Origin of the sequence: Vibrio sp. F13, from assembly GCF_020806305.2 — a bacterium.
GTDB lineage: Bacteria > Pseudomonadota > Gammaproteobacteria > Enterobacterales > Vibrionaceae > Vibrio > Vibrio crassostreae_C.
Map to the genome: position 1 here is coordinate 2,081,209 of NZ_CP170175.1, position 14,676 is coordinate 2,095,884.

Consider the following 14,676-nt stretch of genomic DNA (forward strand, 5'->3'; position numbering starts at 1 on the left):
ACTGACAATGCGTCCTAATTTTGGGTGCTACGGTTTCACATAAATCAATCGGCATTCTCTCGTTTTATCGGGTTTGAGTGGCGATATTGTTTGTGTAATTTTTAATAATTGGAGCTCTGTCTCATGCAGAACCAACGTATTCGTATCCGCCTTAAAGCGTTTGATTACAAGCTAATCGATGCTTCAACTGCGGAAATCGTTGAAACAGCAAAACGTACTGGCGCACAGGTTCGTGGTCCTATTCCACTTCCTACTCGTAAAGAGCGTTTCACTGTTCTTACCTCTCCACACGTCAACAAAGATGCACGTGATCAGTACGAAATCCGTACTCACAAGCGTTTGATCGACATCGTTGAGCCAACAGATAAAACTGTTGATGCTCTAATGCGTCTTGATCTTGCAGCTGGCGTTGATGTTCAAATCAGCCTAGGTTAAGGGAGATAAGAATAATGATTGGTCTAGTCGGACGTAAAGTGGGTATGACCCGCGTATTTACTGAAGAAGGCGTTTCTATCCCAGTAACTGTTGTTGAGGTTGAAGCGAACCGTATTTCTCAAGTTAAAACTCTTGAGACAGACGGCTACGCAGCAATCCAAGTAACTACTGGTGCTAAGAAAGCTAACCGTGTAACTAAACCTGAAGCTGGTCACTTCGCGAAAGCGGGTGTAGAAGCAGGTCGCGGTCTTTGGGAATTCCGTTTAGAAAACGGCGAAGAGTTTGAAGTTGGCGCTGAGCTAAACGTAGAACTTTTCAACGAAATTAAAAAAGTAGACGTTACTGGTACATCTAAAGGTAAAGGCTTCCAAGGCGCTATCAAGCGTTGGAACTTCTCTACTCAAGATATGACTCACGGTAACTCTTTGTCTCACCGCGCACCGGGTTCAATTGGCCAATGTCAAACTCCAGGCCGCGTGTTTAAAGGCAAGAAAATGGCAGGTCACATGGGTGCTGAGCGTGTAACGACTCAAAACCTAGAGATCGTACGTGTTGACGCTGAGCGCAATCTACTCCTTATTAAAGGTGCAGTACCGGGCTCAACAGGCGGAAACGTGATCGTAAAACCTGCTGTTAAAGCATAACGTCTAGGAGTAAGTAATGGAATTGATGGTTAAAGGTGCTGATGCACTAACTGTTTCCGAGACTACTTTCGGACGTGACTTCAACGAAGCTCTTGTACACCAAGTAGTTGTTGCATATGCAGCAGGTGCTCGTCAAGGTACTCGTGCTCAAAAGACTCGTTCTGAAGTATCTGGCGGTGGCGCTAAGCCATGGCGTCAAAAAGGTACTGGCCGCGCACGTGCTGGTACAATTCGTAGCCCAATCTGGCGTACAGGTGGTGTTACTTTTGCTGCGAAACCACAAGATCACAGCCAAAAAGTAAACAAAAAAATGTACCGCGGTGCTATGAAGAGCATTCTTTCTGAGCTAGTTCGTCAAGAGCGTTTAATCGTTGTTGATAACTTCTCTGTAGAAGCACCAAAAACAAAAGAACTTGTAGCTAAGCTTAAAGAGCTTGAGCTAAGCGACGTTCTGATTGTGACTGGCGAAGTAGATGAAAATCTATTCTTAGCTGCTCGTAACCTATACAAAGTAGATGCACGTGATGTTGCTGGTGTTGATCCAGTATCACTAATCGCTTTCGACAAGGTTCTAATGACTGCTGACGCAGTTAAGCAAGTTGAGGAGATGCTAGCATGATCACTGAAGAGCGTATCTTAAAAGTTCTACGTGCTCCGCACATCTCTGAAAAAGCAACTATGGCAGCTGAGAAAGCGAACACTATCGTTTTCAAAGTAGCTAAAGATGCAACTAAGAAAGAGATCAAAGCAGCTGTAGAAAAGCTATTTGAAGTTGAAGTTAAGTCTGTAAATACTCTTGTATTAAAGGGTAAGACCAAACGTCAAGGTATGCGTGAAGGCCGTCGTTCAGACGTTAAGAAAGCCTACGTTACTTTGAAAGAAGGTCAAGATCTTGACTTCGTTGGCGGCGCGGAATAACAGGAGTAGTAAAAATGGCTATTGTTAAATGTAAGCCGACTTCCCCTGGTCGTCGTCACGTCGTTAAAGTTGTTAACGCTGACCTACACAAGGGTAAGCCATACGCACCACTTCTAGAGAAAAACTCTAAGAACGGTGGTCGTAACAACAACGGTCGTATTACAGTACGTCACATCGGTGGTGGTCATAAGCACCATTACCGTGTAATTGACTTCAAACGTACTAAAGATGGCATCCCAGCGAAAGTTGAGCGTCTAGAATACGATCCAAACCGTAGTGCTAACATCGCTCTAGTTCTGTACGCAGACGGTGAGCGTCGTTACATCATTGCACCTAAAGGTGTTAACGCAGGCGACCAGATTCAATCTGGCGTAGATGCTGCAATCAAAGCAGGTAACACTCTGCCGATGCGCAACATCCCAGTAGGTTCTACTGTACACTGTGTTGAACTTAAGCCTGGTAAAGGTGCTCAACTAGCTCGTTCGGCTGGTGCTTATGCTCAAATCATCGCTCGCGATGGTGCATACGTAACTATCCGTCTACGTTCTGGTGAGATGCGCAAAGTTCTTTCTGAAGGTCGTGCAACGATCGGTGAAGTTGGTAACTCTGAGCATATGCTACGTGAACTTGGTAAAGCTGGTGCTTCACGCTGGCGCGGCGTACGTCCAACCGTACGTGGTGTAGTAATGAACCCGGTGGATCACCCACATGGTGGTGGTGAAGGCCGCACATCTGGTGGTCGTCACCCAGTTTCTCCTTGGGGCGTTCCTACTAAGGGCTTCAAGACTCGTAAGAACAAGCGCACTGACAAGTACATCGTACGTCGTCGCACTAAATAATTTATAAAGAGGAATCGCCATGCCACGTTCTCTCAAGAAAGGTCCTTTTATTGACCTACACTTGCTGAAGAAGGTAGAGAAAGCGGTGGAAAGCGGAGACAAAAAGCCTATTAAGACTTGGTCCCGTCGCTCAATGATCATCCCAACAATGATTGGTTTGACCATCGCTGTCCATAATGGTCGTCAGCACGTTCCAGTTTTCGTTACCGAAGAAATGATCGGTCACAAACTGGGCGAATTTGCACCAACTCGTACTTATCGCGGTCATGCTGCAGATAAGAAAGCTAAGAAGAAATAAGGAGTAGATGATGGAAGCTTTAGCTAAACATAACTTTGCTCGTATTTCTCCACAGAAAGCTCGCTTAGTTGCAGACCAAATTCGCGGTAAGTCGGTAGACCAAGCTCTAGAAATTCTAACTTTCAGCAACAAAAAAGCTGCTGTATTAGTTAAGAAGGTTCTTGAGTCAGCTATCGCTAACGCGGAACATAACGAAGGTGCAGATATCGACGATCTAAATGTCGCTAAAATCTTCGTAGATGAGGGCCCTATCATGAAGCGTATTATGCCTCGTGCTAAAGGTCGTGCGGATCGTATCTTGAAGCGTTCAAGCCACATCACTATTGTTGTAGCAGATCGCTAAAGACTAGGAGAGTAAGCAATGGGTCAGAAAGTACATCCTAATGGTATTCGTCTTGGCATCGTTAAGCCTTGGAATGCTACATGGTTTGCTAATACCAACGAATTCGCTGACAACCTAGACGGCGACTTCAAGGTACGTCAGTTCCTTACAAAGGAACTACAAAAAGCATCATTATCTCGTATCGTTATCGAGCGTCCAGCTAAGAGCATCCGTGTGACTATTCACACTGCTCGCCCTGGCGTTGTTATCGGTAAGAAAGGTGAAGACGTAGAGAAGCTACGCGCAGCTGTAGCTAAAATCGCAGGTGTACCAGCGCAAATTAACATCGCTGAAGTACGTAAGCCTGAGCTAGATGGTCAGCTTGTAGCTGATAGCATCGCGTCTCAACTAGAGCGTCGTGTTATGTTCCGTCGTGCAATGAAGCGTGCGGTACAAAATGCTATGCGTCTAGGCGCTAAAGGCATCAAAGTACAAGTAGGCGGCCGTCTTGGCGGTGCTGAAATCGCACGTTCAGAGTGGTACCGTGAAGGCCGTGTGCCTCTACACACTCTACGTGCAGACATTGATTACGCAACTTCTTCGGCTCACACTCAATACGGTGTGATCGGCATTAAAGTTTGGATCTTCAAAGGTGAGATTCTAGGCGGTATGCCAGCTGCTAACGCAGTAGAGCCAAAAGGCGATAAGCCTAAGAAGCAGCGTAAAGGCCGTAAGTAAGGAGTCGAACGATGCTACAACCAAAACGTACTAAGTTCCGCAAGGTTATGACTGGTCGTAACCGTGGTCTAGCTAAAGGTACTGAAGTAAGCTTCGGCGAATTCGGTCTTAAAGCTGTTGGCCGTGGTCGTCTGACTGCACGTCAAATCGAAGCGGCACGTCGTGCTATGACACGTCACATTAAGCGTCAAGGTCAAATCTGGATCCGTGTTTTCCCAGACAAACCGATTACTGAAAAGCCTCTTGAAGTTCGTCAAGGTAAAGGTAAAGGTTCAGTTGCGTACTGGGTTGCTCAAATCCAACCAGGCAAAGTTATGTACGAGATGAATGGCGTACCTGAAGAGTTGGCACGTGAAGCGTTCCGCCTAGCGGCACGTAAACTGCCTGTTAAAACTACTTTTGTAACTAAGCAGGTGATGTGATGAAAGCACAAGATCTACGCGAAAAGAACGTTGAAGAGCTTAACGCTGAGCTATTGAATTTGCTACGTGAACAGTTCAACTTGCGCATGCAAGCTGCAACTGGTCAACTTCAGCAAACTCATACTCTAAAAGCTGTACGCCGTGACATCGCACGTGTGAAAACTGTTTTGACTGAAAAGGCAGGCGCATAATGAGCGAAACTAACCGCATCCAGCAAGGCCGTGTAGTAAGTGACAAGATGGACAAGTCTATCGTTGTTGCTATTGAACGTACTGTAAAACACCCGATTTACGGCAAGTTCATCAAACGCACGACTAAAGTACACGCACACGACGAAGACAACACTTGTGGCCTAGGCGACAAAGTTGAAATCGCTGAGTGTCGTCCTCTGTCTAAGACTAAGTCTTGGACATTGGTTAAAGTTCTAGAAAAAGCGAAGATTTAATCTTTGTAATTCTATAACTTATAAGCGGCTCCAAATTATTTTTTGGAGCCGCTTGTTTTTTGTCTACCCAATTTAAAAAAAGGGTGGTACAATTCGCGTCCCTTTTAAAGAGGCAGCCCGACCCGAGAGGGTCTAGTTTTAATATTTAGCGGAGCACTAACAATGATCCAGATGCAAAGTACACTTGACGCAGCAGATAACTCTGGCGCGCGCAAGGTAATGTGTATTAAGGTTCTGGGTGGCTCTCACCGCCGTTATGCACATATCGGTGACGTCATCAAGGTTACAGTGAAGGAAGCGATTCCTCGCGGTAAAGTAAAGAAAGGTGATGTTCTGAAGGCGGTAGTAGTGCGCACCCGTAAAGGCGTTCGTCGCCCAGACGGTTCTGTCATTCGCTTCGACAGTAATGCTTGTGTATTGTTAAATGACACTACTGAGCAACCAGTCGGCACACGTATCTTTGGTCCTGTGACTCGTGAACTTCGTAACGCGAAATTCATGAAGATTGTATCACTAGCACCTGAAGTTCTGTAAGGAGCGGCAATATGGCAGCTAAAATCCGTCGTAATGACGAAGTAATCATTCTTGCTGGTAAAGATAAAGGCAAGAAAGGTAAAGTAACTAAGGTTCTGACAACTGGTAAAGTTATCGTTGAAGGCATCAACCTTGTTAAGAAACACCAAAAGCCGGTTCCGGCTCTAGGTCAACAAGGTGGCATCGTTGAACAAGAAGCAGCTATTGATGCTTCTAACGTTGCTGTTTTTAACGCGGCTACTGGTAAAGCAGACCGTATCGGTTTCCGTATCGAAGATGGCAAGAAAGTTCGTTTCTTCAAATCTAACGGCGAAACTGTTTCTAACTAATTAGAAGTAATTTGGAGTTCTACTATGGCGAAACTGCATGATTACTACAAGTCGTCTGTAGTCGCTGAGCTTACCAAAGAGTTCAGCTACACAAGCGTCATGCAAGTCCCTAGGATTGAGAAAATCACCCTAAATATGGGCGTTGGTGAAGCAATCAACGATAAGAAACTGCTAGAAAACGCAGCAGCTGATATGGCAACGATCTCTGGTCAAAAGCCACTTATCACTAAAGCGCGTAAATCTGTAGCTGGTTTCAAAATTCGTGAAGGCTACCCAATTGGTTGTAAAGTAACCTTGCGTGGTGAGCGCATGTGGGAATTTTTAGAGCGTTTAATCTCTATCGCACTTCCACGTGTACGTGATTTCCGTGGTGTTAGCGCTAAGTCTTTTGACGGTCGCGGTAACTACAGCATGGGCGTTCGCGAGCAAATCATCTTTCCGGAAATCGACTACGATAAAGTCGATCGTGTCCGCGGTCTTGATATCACTATCACGACTTCTGCGGGTTCCGATGAGGAAGGCCGAGCTCTGCTGGCTGCCTTTAACTTCCCATTCCGTAAGTAAGGGTAGGGTTACTGTTATGGCTAAACAATCAATGAAAGCACGTGAAGCTAAACGTGCAAAACTAGTAGCTAAGTTCGCTGAAAAGCGTTCTGCGCTAAAAGTTATCATTAGCGATGTAAACGCATCTGAAGAAGATCGTTGGAATGCGGTTCTTAAACTGCAATCTCTTCCACGTGATTCAAGTGCATCACGTCAGCGCAACCGTTGCAACCAAACTGGTCGTCCACACGGTTACCTACGTAAATTCGGTCTAAGCCGCATTAAGGTTCGTGAAGCTTGCATGAAAGGCGAGATTCCGGGTCTTCGTAAGGCTAGCTGGTAATTGCCACTTAATCATTTGGAGTAAATCTTATGAGCATGCAAGATCCGATTTCGGATATGCTGACCCGAGTTCGTAACGGTCAGGCAGCAAACAAAGTTGCTGTAAAAATGCCTTCTTCAAAGCTTAAAGTTGCAATTGCTGCATTACTTAAAGCTGAAGGTTACATCGTAGACTTCGCTGTTAACAGCGAAGCAAAACCTGAGCTAGAAGTTACTCTTAAGTACTTCCAAGCTAAACCTGTAATCGAGCAAATCAAGCGTGTATCACGTCCTGGTCTAAGAGTTTATAAAAATAAAGACTCTTTACCTACAGTGATGGGTGGTCTTGGTATTGCAGTTGTTTCTACTTCCAAGGGTCTGATGTCTGACCGTGCTGCTCGTAAAGCAGGTCTTGGCGGTGAAATCATCTGTTACGTAGCTTAAGGAGTAGATTATGTCTCGTGTTGCTAAAGCACCTGTCGCTATTCCAGCTGGCGTAGAGGTGAAACTAAACGGCCAAGAAGTTACTGTAAAAGGTAGCAAAGGTGAGCTTACTCGCGTTCTTAACAGCGCCGTAGTTATTGCACAGGAAGAAACCAACCTAACTTTCGGTCCGAAAGAAGGTGTTACTAACGCATGGGCACAAGCTGGTACAGCTCGCGCTCTAGTTAATAACATGGTTGTGGGTGTTACTGAGGGCTTCACTAAGAAGCTAACTCTTAAGGGTGTTGGTTACCGTGCTGCTATGAAAGGCAACTCTGTAGCTCTAACTCTTGGTTTTTCTCACCCAGTAGAGCACGCTCTACCTGAAGGTATTAAAGCTGAGTGCCCTAGCCAAACTGAGATCATCATTACTGGTTGCGATAAGCAAGTAGTAGGTCAGGTTGCGGCTGACATTCGTTCTTACCGTGCTCCTGAGCCTTACAAAGGCAAAGGTGTTCGTTACGCAGATGAAAATGTGCGTACTAAAGAAGCTAAGAAGAAGTAAGGTATCACTATGGATAAGAAAGCATCTCGCATCCGTCGTGCTACACGTGCACGTCGTAAGATTGCAGAACTTGGTGCAACTCGCCTGGTAGTACACCGTACTCCTCGCCATGTTTACGCACAAGTTATCGCGGCAAACGGCTCTGAGGTTATCGCAGCTGCTTCTACTGTAGAAAAAGCGATCCGTGAGCAAGTTAAGAACACTGGTAACGTTGATGCAGCTAAAGCAGTTGGTAAAGCTGTTGCTGAGCGCGCTCTTGAAAAAGGCGTAGCTTCAGTTGCATTTGATCGTTCTGGTTTCCAATACCACGGTCGAGTAGCGGCGCTAGCAGAATCTGCTCGCGAAGCTGGTCTGAAATTCTAAGGTAGGGTTGGAAGATGGCTAAAGAACAACAACAAGCTAATGATTTGCAAGAAAAGCTGATCGCAGTTAACCGTGTATCTAAGACGGTTAAAGGTGGTCGAATCATGAGCTTTACTGCACTAACAGTAGTTGGTGACGGTAACGGTCGCGTAGGTTTCGGTTACGGCAAAGCTCGTGAAGTACCTGCTGCGATTCAAAAAGCAATGGAAAAAGCGCGCCGTAACATGGTTACAGTATCGCTTAACGAAGGCACTCTTCACCACCCGGTGAAAGGTCGTCATTCGGGCTCTAAAGTTTACATGCAGCCAGCTGCAGAAGGTACAGGTGTTATTGCCGGCGGTGCAATGCGTGCTGTACTTGAAGTTGCGGGCGTACATAACGTACTTTCTAAAGCATACGGTTCAACGAACCCGATCAACATCGTTCGTGCAACGATTGGTGCTCTAGTAGACGTTAAGTCACCAGAAATGGTTGCTGCTAAACGTGGTCTAACTGTTGAATCTATTTCGGAGTAAGCACACGATGGCAACTATTAAAGTAACTCAAACTAAAAGCTCAATTGGTCGCCTACCTAAGCACAAAGCGTGTCTTAAAGGTCTAGGTCTTCGTCGCATCAACCATACAGTAGAACTTGAAGATACACCGTGCGTACGCGGTATGATCAACAAGGTTTACTACATGGTTAAGATTGAGGAGTAATCAGAATGCGTTTGAATACTCTATCACCGGCTGCTGGCTCTAAACCTTCTAAGAAGCGTGTAGGTCGTGGTATCGGTTCTGGCCTTGGTAAAACAGGTGGCCGCGGTCACAAAGGTCAAAAGTCACGTTCTGGCGGCTCTGTTCGTCCAGGTTTTGAAGGCGGTCAAATGCCTCTAAAACAACGTCTACCTAAATTCGGTTTCACTTCTCGTAAGAGCCTAGTGTCTGCTGAAGTTCGTCTAGCTGAGCTAGCGAAAGTAACAGGTGACGTAGTTGATCTTAACAGCCTTAAAGCTGCTAACGTTATCACTAAGAACATCGAGTTTGTTAAGATCGTTCTTTCTGGTGACCTAAGCAAAGCTGTGACTGTTAAAGGTCTACGCGTGACTAAAGGCGCTAAAGCTGCAATCGAAGCTGCAGGCGGTAAAATCGAGGAATAATCTCGAGGAACGAGGTACAGATGGCTAAGAAACCAGGACAAGATTTTCGTAGTGCTCAGAGCGGCTTAAGTGAACTAAAGTCGCGCTTATTATTCGTAATTGGTGCACTTTTAGTATTCCGAGCCGGCTCTTTTGTGCCGATCCCTGGTATTGACGCAGCTGTACTTGCCGATTTGTTCGATCAGCAAAAAGGTACCATCGTAGAAATGTTTAACATGTTCTCCGGTGGTGCTCTTGAGCGTGCATCTATATTAGCATTGGGTATCATGCCGTACATTTCGGCATCGATCGTAGTCCAATTGCTAACTGTAGTTCATCCAGCGTTAGCGGAACTCAAGAAAGAGGGTGAAGCAGGCCGTCGTAAGATAAGCCAATATACACGCTACGGCACGCTTGTACTTGCAACATTCCAAGCTATTGGTATCGCAACAGGCTTACCAAACATGGTCGACAATCTGGTTGTTATCAACCAAACCATGTTTACGCTTATTGCTACCGTGAGTTTAGTAACTGGTACCATGTTCTTAATGTGGTTAGGTGAACAAATCACTGAGCGAGGAATCGGTAATGGTATTTCCATTCTGATTTTTGCAGGTATTGTTGCTGGATTGCCTTCTGCAATCGGTCAAACAATCGAGCAAGCGCGTCAAGGTGAATTGCATGTGCTTCTTCTGCTGTTGATTGCTGTATTGTCTTTTGCTGTTATTTACTTCGTAGTTTTCATGGAACGTGGTCAACGTCGTATCGTCGTTAACTATGCGAAACGTCAACAAGGTCGTAAAGTTTTTGCAGCACAAAGCTCTCACTTGCCTCTTAAGATTAATATGGCAGGTGTTATTCCAGCGATTTTCGCATCAAGTATTATTTTGTTCCCAGGAACATTAGCGCAGTGGTTTGGTCAAAATGGTGAAAGCAGCGCGTTCGGTTGGTTAACTGACGTGTCATTAGCTCTTAGCCCAGGTCAACCTTTGTATGTAATGCTTTATGCAGCAGCTATAATCTTCTTCTGTTTCTTCTATACAGCGTTGGTGTTTAACCCACGTGAAACAGCTGATAACTTGAAGAAGTCTGGTGCATTCGTACCCGGTATCCGCCCAGGTGAGCAGACAGCGAAATATATCGATAAAGTGATGACTAGACTAACCCTTGCGGGCGCTCTATACATTACTTTTATATGTCTGATTCCTGAGTTCATGATGGTCGCGTGGAACGTTCGTTTCTACTTTGGCGGCACATCACTACTAATCGTAGTGGTAGTTATCATGGATTTCATGGCACAGGTACAGACTCATCTGATGTCACAACAGTATGATTCTGTGTTAAAGAAAGCGAATCTGAAGGGTTACGGCCGTTAATTCGGTGGTAACAATTTCGATTCCATTTACGGAGTTTAGCAATGAAAGTTCGTGCTTCCGTTAAAAAAATCTGCCGTAACTGTAAAGTTATCAAGCGTAACGGTGTCGTTCGCGTGATTTGCAGTGAGCCAAAGCATAAGCAACGCCAAGGCTAATTAGCAGAAATTTTTACTTGAAATACAAGGTAGAGTCGAGTATATTCCTCGGCCTACCTTTTGCGTGCAAAAGAAGTAGTATGCCGCAGCGTATCCATAACGGGCTTTGCTGCGGATAATTCTTTTATGAACCCCTTAGGAGTGAATAATGGCCCGTATAGCCGGCATTAACATTCCTGATCATAAGCATTCTGTAATTGCACTTACTGCAATCTACGGTATCGGTAAAACTCGCTCTCAAGCTATTCTAGCTGAAGTGGGTATTGCTGAAGATGCTAAGATCAGTGAACTAACTGAAGAGCAGATCGATCAACTGCGTGATGGTGTAGCTAAGTACACTGTAGAAGGTGATCTACGTCGTGAAGTATCGATGAACATCAAGCGTCTTATGGACCTTGGCTGTTACCGCGGTCTTCGTCATCGTCGCAGTCTACCACTACGTGGACAGCGTACTAAAACCAACGCTCGCACCCGTAAGGGTCCGCGCAAGCCGATCAAGAAATAGTCGGATAAGGTAGAGTACAATGGCAAAACAACCAACTCGCGCGCGTAAGCGCGTACGCAAGCAAGTAGCTGATGGCGTAGCGCACATTCATGCTTCTTTCAACAACACAATCGTAACTATCACTGACCGTCAAGGCAACGCTCTTGCATGGGCTACAGCAGGTGGTTCAGGTTTCCGTGGTTCTCGTAAATCTACTCCGTTCGCAGCACAAGTTGCAGCTGAGCGTTGTGGTGAAATGGCTAAAGAATATGGCCTAAAGAACTTGGAAGTTATGGTTAAGGGTCCAGGTCCAGGTCGCGAATCTACTGTTCGTGCACTGAACGCTGCTGGTTTCCGTATCACTAACATTGTTGATGCGACACCAATCCCTCATAACGGTTGTCGTCCACCTAAGAAACGTCGCGTTTAAGTTTCGTTTCTAGGAATATTGGAGAAAGATCATGGCAAGATATTTGGGTCCTAAGCTTAAGCTTAGCCGTCGCGAAGGTACTGACTTATTCCTTAAGTCTGGTGTCCGTGCGATCGATACCAAGTGTAAAATTGATAACGCACCAGGTGTACACGGCGCTCGTCGCGGTCGTCTATCTGAGTATGGCGTTCAGCTTCGTGAGAAGCAAAAAGTTCGTCGTATCTACGGCGTTCTAGAAAAACAATTCCGCAACTACTACAAAGAAGCTGCACGTCTTAAAGGCAACACAGGTGCAAACCTGCTTCAGCTTCTTGAAGGTCGTCTTGATAACGTAGTTTACCGTATGGGCTTTGGCGCTACTCGTGCTGAATCTCGTCAACTAGTTAGCCACAAGTCTATTCTAGTTAACGGTAAAGTTGTAAACGTTCCTTCTTTCAAAGTAGCGGCAAACGACGTTGTTTCTATCCGCGAGAAAGCTAAACAGCAATCTCGTATTAAAGCGGCTCTAGAAGTTGCTGAACAACGTGAAAAGCCAACTTGGATTGAAGTAGATGCTGGCAAAATGGAAGGTACATTCAAGCGTATGCCTGAGCGTTCTGACCTATCAGCTGACATCAATGAACACTTGATCGTCGAACTTTACTCTAAGTAAGGTTAAAAAAAGAGAGGACACAATGCAGGGTTCTGTAACAGAATTTCTTAAGCCGCGTCTTGTTGACATTGAACAGATCAATACGACACACGCGAAAGTAACTCTTGAGCCATTAGAGCGCGGTTTCGGCCACACTCTAGGTAATGCTCTTCGCCGCATTCTTCTATCTTCTATGCCGGGTTGTGCCGTAACAGAAGTTGAAATTGAAGGTGTGCTACACGAATACAGCACTAAAGAAGGCGTTCAGGAAGATATCCTGGAAATCCTTCTAAACCTTAAAGGTTTGGCTGTACGCGTTGCTGAAGGCAAAGATGAAGTGTTTATTACACTGAACAAATCAGGCTCAGGCCCTGTTGTTGCAGGTGACATCACCCACGATGGTGATGTAGAGATCGCTAACCCTGAGCACGTAATTTGTCACCTAACGGATGACAACGCTGAGATCGCTATGCGTATCAAAGTAGAACGTGGTCGTGGTTACGTTCCAGCTTCAGCTCGTATCCATACTGAAGAAGATGAGCGTCCTATCGGTCGTCTACTAGTTGACGCTACTTACAGCCCGGTTGATAAAATCGCTTACGCTGTAGAAGCGGCACGTGTAGAACAACGTACTGATTTGGACAAGCTTGTTATCGATATGGAAACGAACGGTACTCTAGAACCTGAGGAAGCAATCCGTCGTGCAGCTACTATTTTAGCTGAACAATTGGATGCGTTCGTAGATCTTCGTGATGTACGTGTACCTGAGGAGAAGGAAGAGAAGCCAGAATTCGATCCTATCCTACTACGTCCTGTAGACGATCTTGAACTAACAGTTCGCTCTGCTAACTGTTTGAAAGCAGAAGCGATTCACTACATCGGTGATCTTGTACAGCGCACTGAGGTTGAGCTACTTAAAACGCCAAACCTTGGTAAGAAATCTCTTACAGAGATTAAAGATGTGCTTGCTTCACGTGGTCTTTCTCTAGGCATGCGTCTAGAAAACTGGCCACCAGCGTCAATCGCTGAAGATTAATCGAAAAGTTAGAAGGATTAGGTCATGCGCCATCGTAAAAGTGGTCGTCAACTCAACCGCAACAGCAGTCATCGCAAAGCGATGTTCAGCAACATGGCTAGCTCTCTTGTTCGTCACGAAGTTATTAAAACTACCGTGCCTAAAGCAAAAGAACTACGTCGCGTAATTGAGCCATTGATTACCCTAGCTAAGACAGACAGTGTTGCTAACCGTCGTCTTGCATTTGCTCGCACTCGTGATAACGAAGTTGTGGCAAAACTATTTAATGAACTAGGCCCGCGTTTCGCGGCTCGCCAAGGTGGTTACACTCGCATTCTTAAATGTGGTTTCCGTACTGGTGATAAAGCTCCAATGGCTTACATTGAGCTTGTAGACCGCCCAGCTGCTGAAGAAGCTGCTGAGTAATCTATACTAGATTCTTAATACAAAAGCCGAGCATTAGCTCGGCTTTTTTGTGTCTGTAGAACAAGGAAAAGATAATAGAAATTGCACCATGATGTTTGGCACTTTTTGCTTGTCTTATCTGCTCCAATTTTCAAAAATGTCTCGTATCTCGTATCTCGTATCTCGTATCTCGTATCTCGTATCTCGTATCTCGTATCTCGTATCTCGTATCTCAAATATCTTTTCTTCCACGCACAAAAAAGAGCACCGAAGTGCCCTTATTAGATTTTAAGCTAGCTATTAATAACTAACGATTATTGCCATATAGCTGAAAGTGAATCCATCAGGCCGCTCGTTGCACCTTGTGACTGCAGTGCTTGAAGAATGATGGGTGCAAATGTTGTAACCATTGATGGATCCATACCTAATCCAGAAAACGCACTTTCAACGGCACCTTGTGAGCTTAGTAGCGATGATAGACCAGTAGACTCAAGGCTCGACATACCCGGAATAAGTGTCGCGAGTTCTTTGTTGTCGGCTGTGCCAAGAGAGTTTTGTGCAAGGGCTAACATTGAACCAATACCGCCAACTGCTTGGTCGCTGGTAACAGAAGCTTGGTCAGCTACCGTATCCACAAGCGGTGTTGTTTCGTTCTGCTGAGACCACATATTCACTGCAGCCATCAGTGCAGTTTGGGATAGTTGGGAATAGTTGGTATCTGATGATGAACTGGTTTGTTCAGAGTCGCTAGTGCTAGCGCAAGAGACAACAGCAAGGCTGCTTAAAACTGTGATGAGTACTTTCTTCATTATTCGTCCTTAAGTAATAAAGTAATTTACTCTTTCACTATAAACGAAAAACGGCGATGTAGTCACATCGCCGTTGGATTATTTCAATTTTATTTACCTATAGTATTTTGTTTT

General features: G+C 45.3%; 29 protein-coding genes. 28 read left to right on the forward strand and 1 reads right to left on the reverse strand.

From position 1 onward, the window contains the following. Positions 1-123: 123 nt before the first annotated feature. From rpsJ to rplQ, 28 genes are all read left to right on the forward strand, one after another. Positions 124-435, forward strand: a complete 312-nt coding sequence (gene rpsJ, locus LMH68_RS09525) for a 30S ribosomal protein S10 (RefSeq protein WP_004736761.1) — start codon at positions 124-126, stop codon at positions 433-435. Positions 436-449: 14 nt separating this feature from the next. Beyond that, positions 450-1,079 (forward strand): 50S ribosomal protein L3, encoded by a 630-nt coding sequence (gene rplC / locus LMH68_RS09530; protein WP_004736763.1) that lies wholly within the window; start codon positions 450-452, stop codon positions 1,077-1,079. A gap of 16 nt (positions 1,080-1,095) precedes the next feature. Continuing rightward, on the forward strand, positions 1,096-1,698 hold the full coding sequence (gene rplD, locus LMH68_RS09535; protein WP_004738803.1) for a 50S ribosomal protein L4: 603 nt from the start codon (positions 1,096-1,098) through the stop codon (positions 1,696-1,698). Continuing rightward, positions 1,695-1,997 carry a 50S ribosomal protein L23 gene (rplW, locus tag LMH68_RS09540; RefSeq protein ID WP_004736765.1) on the forward strand — a complete coding sequence of 101 codons (303 nt, stop codon included), beginning with the start codon at positions 1,695-1,697 and terminating at the stop codon, positions 1,995-1,997. The genes rplD and rplW overlap by 4 nt, the downstream gene beginning before the upstream one ends. A gap of 14 nt (positions 1,998-2,011) precedes the next feature. Then, positions 2,012-2,836: a 50S ribosomal protein L2 gene (gene rplB, locus LMH68_RS09545; RefSeq protein WP_010435149.1), complete on the forward strand. Its 825-nt coding sequence runs from the start codon at positions 2,012-2,014 to the stop codon at positions 2,834-2,836. Between the two features lie 19 nt (positions 2,837-2,855). Continuing rightward, entirely contained in the window at positions 2,856-3,134 is a 279-nt protein-coding gene (rpsS, locus tag LMH68_RS09550; RefSeq protein ID WP_004736729.1) for a 30S ribosomal protein S19, read from the forward strand. 10 nt (positions 3,135-3,144) lie between these two features. Next, positions 3,145-3,477, forward strand: a complete 333-nt coding sequence (gene rplV, locus LMH68_RS09555) for a 50S ribosomal protein L22 (RefSeq protein WP_004736732.1) — start codon at positions 3,145-3,147, stop codon at positions 3,475-3,477. Between the two features lie 18 nt (positions 3,478-3,495). Beyond that, the gene (gene rpsC, locus LMH68_RS09560; protein WP_004736734.1) at positions 3,496-4,194 is read left to right on the forward strand and encodes a 30S ribosomal protein S3; all 699 of its coding nucleotides are present in this window, start codon (positions 3,496-3,498) and stop codon (positions 4,192-4,194) included. A gap of 11 nt (positions 4,195-4,205) precedes the next feature. Continuing rightward, a complete protein-coding gene (gene rplP / locus LMH68_RS09565; protein ID WP_004736736.1) occupies positions 4,206-4,616 on the forward strand; it encodes a 50S ribosomal protein L16 in 411 nt (136 codons plus the stop codon). After that, positions 4,616-4,807, forward strand: coding sequence for a 50S ribosomal protein L29 (gene rpmC, locus LMH68_RS09570; protein WP_004736737.1), 192 nt, complete (start codon positions 4,616-4,618; stop codon positions 4,805-4,807). The genes rplP and rpmC overlap by 1 nt, the downstream gene beginning before the upstream one ends. Then, positions 4,807-5,061: a 30S ribosomal protein S17 gene (gene rpsQ, locus LMH68_RS09575; protein WP_004736739.1), complete on the forward strand. Its 255-nt coding sequence runs from the start codon at positions 4,807-4,809 to the stop codon at positions 5,059-5,061. The genes rpmC and rpsQ overlap by 1 nt, the downstream gene beginning before the upstream one ends. Before the next feature lie 162 nt (positions 5,062-5,223). Continuing rightward, positions 5,224-5,595: a 50S ribosomal protein L14 gene (rplN, locus tag LMH68_RS09580; protein WP_004736740.1), complete on the forward strand. Its 372-nt coding sequence runs from the start codon at positions 5,224-5,226 to the stop codon at positions 5,593-5,595. An 11-nt stretch (positions 5,596-5,606) separates the two neighbouring features. Continuing rightward, complete coding sequence (gene rplX, locus LMH68_RS09585; RefSeq protein WP_004738792.1) at positions 5,607-5,924, forward strand: 50S ribosomal protein L24; 318 nt, start codon at positions 5,607-5,609, stop codon at positions 5,922-5,924. 24 nt (positions 5,925-5,948) lie between these two features. Further along, positions 5,949-6,488 carry a 50S ribosomal protein L5 gene (gene rplE, locus LMH68_RS09590; protein ID WP_004738790.1) on the forward strand — a complete coding sequence of 180 codons (540 nt, stop codon included), beginning with the start codon at positions 5,949-5,951 and terminating at the stop codon, positions 6,486-6,488. 16 nt (positions 6,489-6,504) lie between these two features. Then, positions 6,505-6,810 (forward strand): 30S ribosomal protein S14, encoded by a 306-nt coding sequence (gene rpsN / locus LMH68_RS09595; RefSeq protein WP_004738789.1) that lies wholly within the window; start codon positions 6,505-6,507, stop codon positions 6,808-6,810. A 29-nt stretch (positions 6,811-6,839) separates the two neighbouring features. After that, positions 6,840-7,232, forward strand: a complete 393-nt coding sequence (gene rpsH / locus LMH68_RS09600; RefSeq protein ID WP_017061309.1) for a 30S ribosomal protein S8 — start codon at positions 6,840-6,842, stop codon at positions 7,230-7,232. Positions 7,233-7,242: 10 nt separating this feature from the next. Beyond that, positions 7,243-7,776: a 50S ribosomal protein L6 gene (gene rplF, locus LMH68_RS09605; protein WP_017063712.1), complete on the forward strand. Its 534-nt coding sequence runs from the start codon at positions 7,243-7,245 to the stop codon at positions 7,774-7,776. 9 nt (positions 7,777-7,785) lie between these two features. Beyond that, entirely contained in the window at positions 7,786-8,139 is a 354-nt protein-coding gene (rplR, locus tag LMH68_RS09610; protein ID WP_004738784.1) for a 50S ribosomal protein L18, read from the forward strand. A gap of 14 nt (positions 8,140-8,153) precedes the next feature. Further along, positions 8,154-8,654 carry a 30S ribosomal protein S5 gene (gene rpsE / locus LMH68_RS09615; RefSeq protein ID WP_017061307.1) on the forward strand — a complete coding sequence of 167 codons (501 nt, stop codon included), beginning with the start codon at positions 8,154-8,156 and terminating at the stop codon, positions 8,652-8,654. 7 nt (positions 8,655-8,661) lie between these two features. Then, positions 8,662-8,838 carry a 50S ribosomal protein L30 gene (rpmD, locus tag LMH68_RS09620; RefSeq protein ID WP_004736756.1) on the forward strand — a complete coding sequence of 59 codons (177 nt, stop codon included), beginning with the start codon at positions 8,662-8,664 and terminating at the stop codon, positions 8,836-8,838. Positions 8,839-8,843: 5 nt separating this feature from the next. Next, entirely contained in the window at positions 8,844-9,278 is a 435-nt protein-coding gene (rplO, locus tag LMH68_RS09625; protein ID WP_004736758.1) for a 50S ribosomal protein L15, read from the forward strand. Between the two features lie 20 nt (positions 9,279-9,298). Next, the gene (gene secY / locus LMH68_RS09630) at positions 9,299-10,633 is read left to right on the forward strand and encodes a preprotein translocase subunit SecY (RefSeq protein ID WP_004738781.1); all 1,335 of its coding nucleotides are present in this window, start codon (positions 9,299-9,301) and stop codon (positions 10,631-10,633) included. A gap of 41 nt (positions 10,634-10,674) precedes the next feature. Beyond that, positions 10,675-10,788 (forward strand): 50S ribosomal protein L36, encoded by a 114-nt coding sequence (gene rpmJ, locus LMH68_RS09635; protein ID WP_000868186.1) that lies wholly within the window; start codon positions 10,675-10,677, stop codon positions 10,786-10,788. Between the two features lie 148 nt (positions 10,789-10,936). Then, complete coding sequence (rpsM, locus tag LMH68_RS09640) at positions 10,937-11,293, forward strand: 30S ribosomal protein S13 (protein WP_004738779.1); 357 nt, start codon at positions 10,937-10,939, stop codon at positions 11,291-11,293. A gap of 19 nt (positions 11,294-11,312) precedes the next feature. After that, positions 11,313-11,702: a 30S ribosomal protein S11 gene (gene rpsK / locus LMH68_RS09645; RefSeq protein WP_004738778.1), complete on the forward strand. Its 390-nt coding sequence runs from the start codon at positions 11,313-11,315 to the stop codon at positions 11,700-11,702. 31 nt (positions 11,703-11,733) lie between these two features. Then, positions 11,734-12,354, forward strand: coding sequence for a 30S ribosomal protein S4 (gene rpsD / locus LMH68_RS09650; RefSeq protein ID WP_004738777.1), 621 nt, complete (start codon positions 11,734-11,736; stop codon positions 12,352-12,354). A gap of 22 nt (positions 12,355-12,376) precedes the next feature. Continuing rightward, positions 12,377-13,369 carry a DNA-directed RNA polymerase subunit alpha gene (locus LMH68_RS09655; protein ID WP_004729813.1) on the forward strand — a complete coding sequence of 331 codons (993 nt, stop codon included), beginning with the start codon at positions 12,377-12,379 and terminating at the stop codon, positions 13,367-13,369. A gap of 24 nt (positions 13,370-13,393) precedes the next feature. Continuing rightward, on the forward strand, positions 13,394-13,774 hold the full coding sequence (gene rplQ, locus LMH68_RS09660; RefSeq protein ID WP_004729812.1) for a 50S ribosomal protein L17: 381 nt from the start codon (positions 13,394-13,396) through the stop codon (positions 13,772-13,774). 293 nt (positions 13,775-14,067) lie between these two features. Here the strand turns inward: rplQ and LMH68_RS09665 are convergent, their stop codons facing one another. Further along, positions 14,068-14,562, reverse strand: coding sequence for a DUF2780 domain-containing protein (locus LMH68_RS09665; protein WP_017058875.1), 495 nt, complete (start codon positions 14,560-14,562; stop codon positions 14,068-14,070). Between the last annotated feature and the right edge of the window lie 114 nt (positions 14,563-14,676).

Bases quoted from the DNA above. Each gene is read 5' to 3' on its own strand.
- rpsQ (WP_004736739.1), top strand. From the start codon at position 4,807: ATGAGCGAAACTAACCGCATCCAGCAAGGCCGTGTAGTAAGTGACAAG.
- LMH68_RS09665 (WP_017058875.1), bottom strand. From the start codon at position 14,562: ATGAAGAAAGTACTCATCACAGTTTTAAGCAGCCTTGCTGTTGTCTCT.
- rpsH (WP_017061309.1), top strand. From the start codon at position 6,840: ATGAGCATGCAAGATCCGATTTCGGATATGCTGACCCGAGTTCGTAAC.
- rplD (WP_004738803.1), top strand. From the start codon at position 1,096: ATGGAATTGATGGTTAAAGGTGCTGATGCACTAACTGTTTCCGAGACT.
- rpsC (WP_004736734.1), top strand. From the start codon at position 3,496: ATGGGTCAGAAAGTACATCCTAATGGTATTCGTCTTGGCATCGTTAAG.
- rplN (WP_004736740.1), top strand. From the start codon at position 5,224: ATGATCCAGATGCAAAGTACACTTGACGCAGCAGATAACTCTGGCGCG.
- rpsK (WP_004738778.1), top strand. From the start codon at position 11,313: ATGGCAAAACAACCAACTCGCGCGCGTAAGCGCGTACGCAAGCAAGTA.
- rplP (WP_004736736.1), top strand. From the start codon at position 4,206: ATGCTACAACCAAAACGTACTAAGTTCCGCAAGGTTATGACTGGTCGT.
- LMH68_RS09655 (WP_004729813.1), top strand. From the start codon at position 12,377: ATGCAGGGTTCTGTAACAGAATTTCTTAAGCCGCGTCTTGTTGACATT.
- rplR (WP_004738784.1), top strand. From the start codon at position 7,786: ATGGATAAGAAAGCATCTCGCATCCGTCGTGCTACACGTGCACGTCGT.
- rplX (WP_004738792.1), top strand. From the start codon at position 5,607: ATGGCAGCTAAAATCCGTCGTAATGACGAAGTAATCATTCTTGCTGGT.
- rplC (WP_004736763.1), top strand. From the start codon at position 450: ATGATTGGTCTAGTCGGACGTAAAGTGGGTATGACCCGCGTATTTACT.
- rplV (WP_004736732.1), top strand. From the start codon at position 3,145: ATGGAAGCTTTAGCTAAACATAACTTTGCTCGTATTTCTCCACAGAAA.
- rpsJ (WP_004736761.1), top strand. From the start codon at position 124: ATGCAGAACCAACGTATTCGTATCCGCCTTAAAGCGTTTGATTACAAG.
- rpsE (WP_017061307.1), top strand. From the start codon at position 8,154: ATGGCTAAAGAACAACAACAAGCTAATGATTTGCAAGAAAAGCTGATC.
- rplQ (WP_004729812.1), top strand. From the start codon at position 13,394: ATGCGCCATCGTAAAAGTGGTCGTCAACTCAACCGCAACAGCAGTCAT.
- rpmJ (WP_000868186.1), top strand. From the start codon at position 10,675: ATGAAAGTTCGTGCTTCCGTTAAAAAAATCTGCCGTAACTGTAAAGTT.
- rpsM (WP_004738779.1), top strand. From the start codon at position 10,937: ATGGCCCGTATAGCCGGCATTAACATTCCTGATCATAAGCATTCTGTA.
- rpsN (WP_004738789.1), top strand. From the start codon at position 6,505: ATGGCTAAACAATCAATGAAAGCACGTGAAGCTAAACGTGCAAAACTA.
- rpsD (WP_004738777.1), top strand. From the start codon at position 11,734: ATGGCAAGATATTTGGGTCCTAAGCTTAAGCTTAGCCGTCGCGAAGGT.
- rplE (WP_004738790.1), top strand. From the start codon at position 5,949: ATGGCGAAACTGCATGATTACTACAAGTCGTCTGTAGTCGCTGAGCTT.
- rplW (WP_004736765.1), top strand. From the start codon at position 1,695: ATGATCACTGAAGAGCGTATCTTAAAAGTTCTACGTGCTCCGCACATC.
- secY (WP_004738781.1), top strand. From the start codon at position 9,299: ATGGCTAAGAAACCAGGACAAGATTTTCGTAGTGCTCAGAGCGGCTTA.
- rpmD (WP_004736756.1), top strand. From the start codon at position 8,662: ATGGCAACTATTAAAGTAACTCAAACTAAAAGCTCAATTGGTCGCCTA.
- rplB (WP_010435149.1), top strand. From the start codon at position 2,012: ATGGCTATTGTTAAATGTAAGCCGACTTCCCCTGGTCGTCGTCACGTC.
- rplO (WP_004736758.1), top strand. From the start codon at position 8,844: ATGCGTTTGAATACTCTATCACCGGCTGCTGGCTCTAAACCTTCTAAG.
- rpmC (WP_004736737.1), top strand. From the start codon at position 4,616: ATGAAAGCACAAGATCTACGCGAAAAGAACGTTGAAGAGCTTAACGCT.
- rpsS (WP_004736729.1), top strand. From the start codon at position 2,856: ATGCCACGTTCTCTCAAGAAAGGTCCTTTTATTGACCTACACTTGCTG.
- rplF (WP_017063712.1), top strand. From the start codon at position 7,243: ATGTCTCGTGTTGCTAAAGCACCTGTCGCTATTCCAGCTGGCGTAGAG.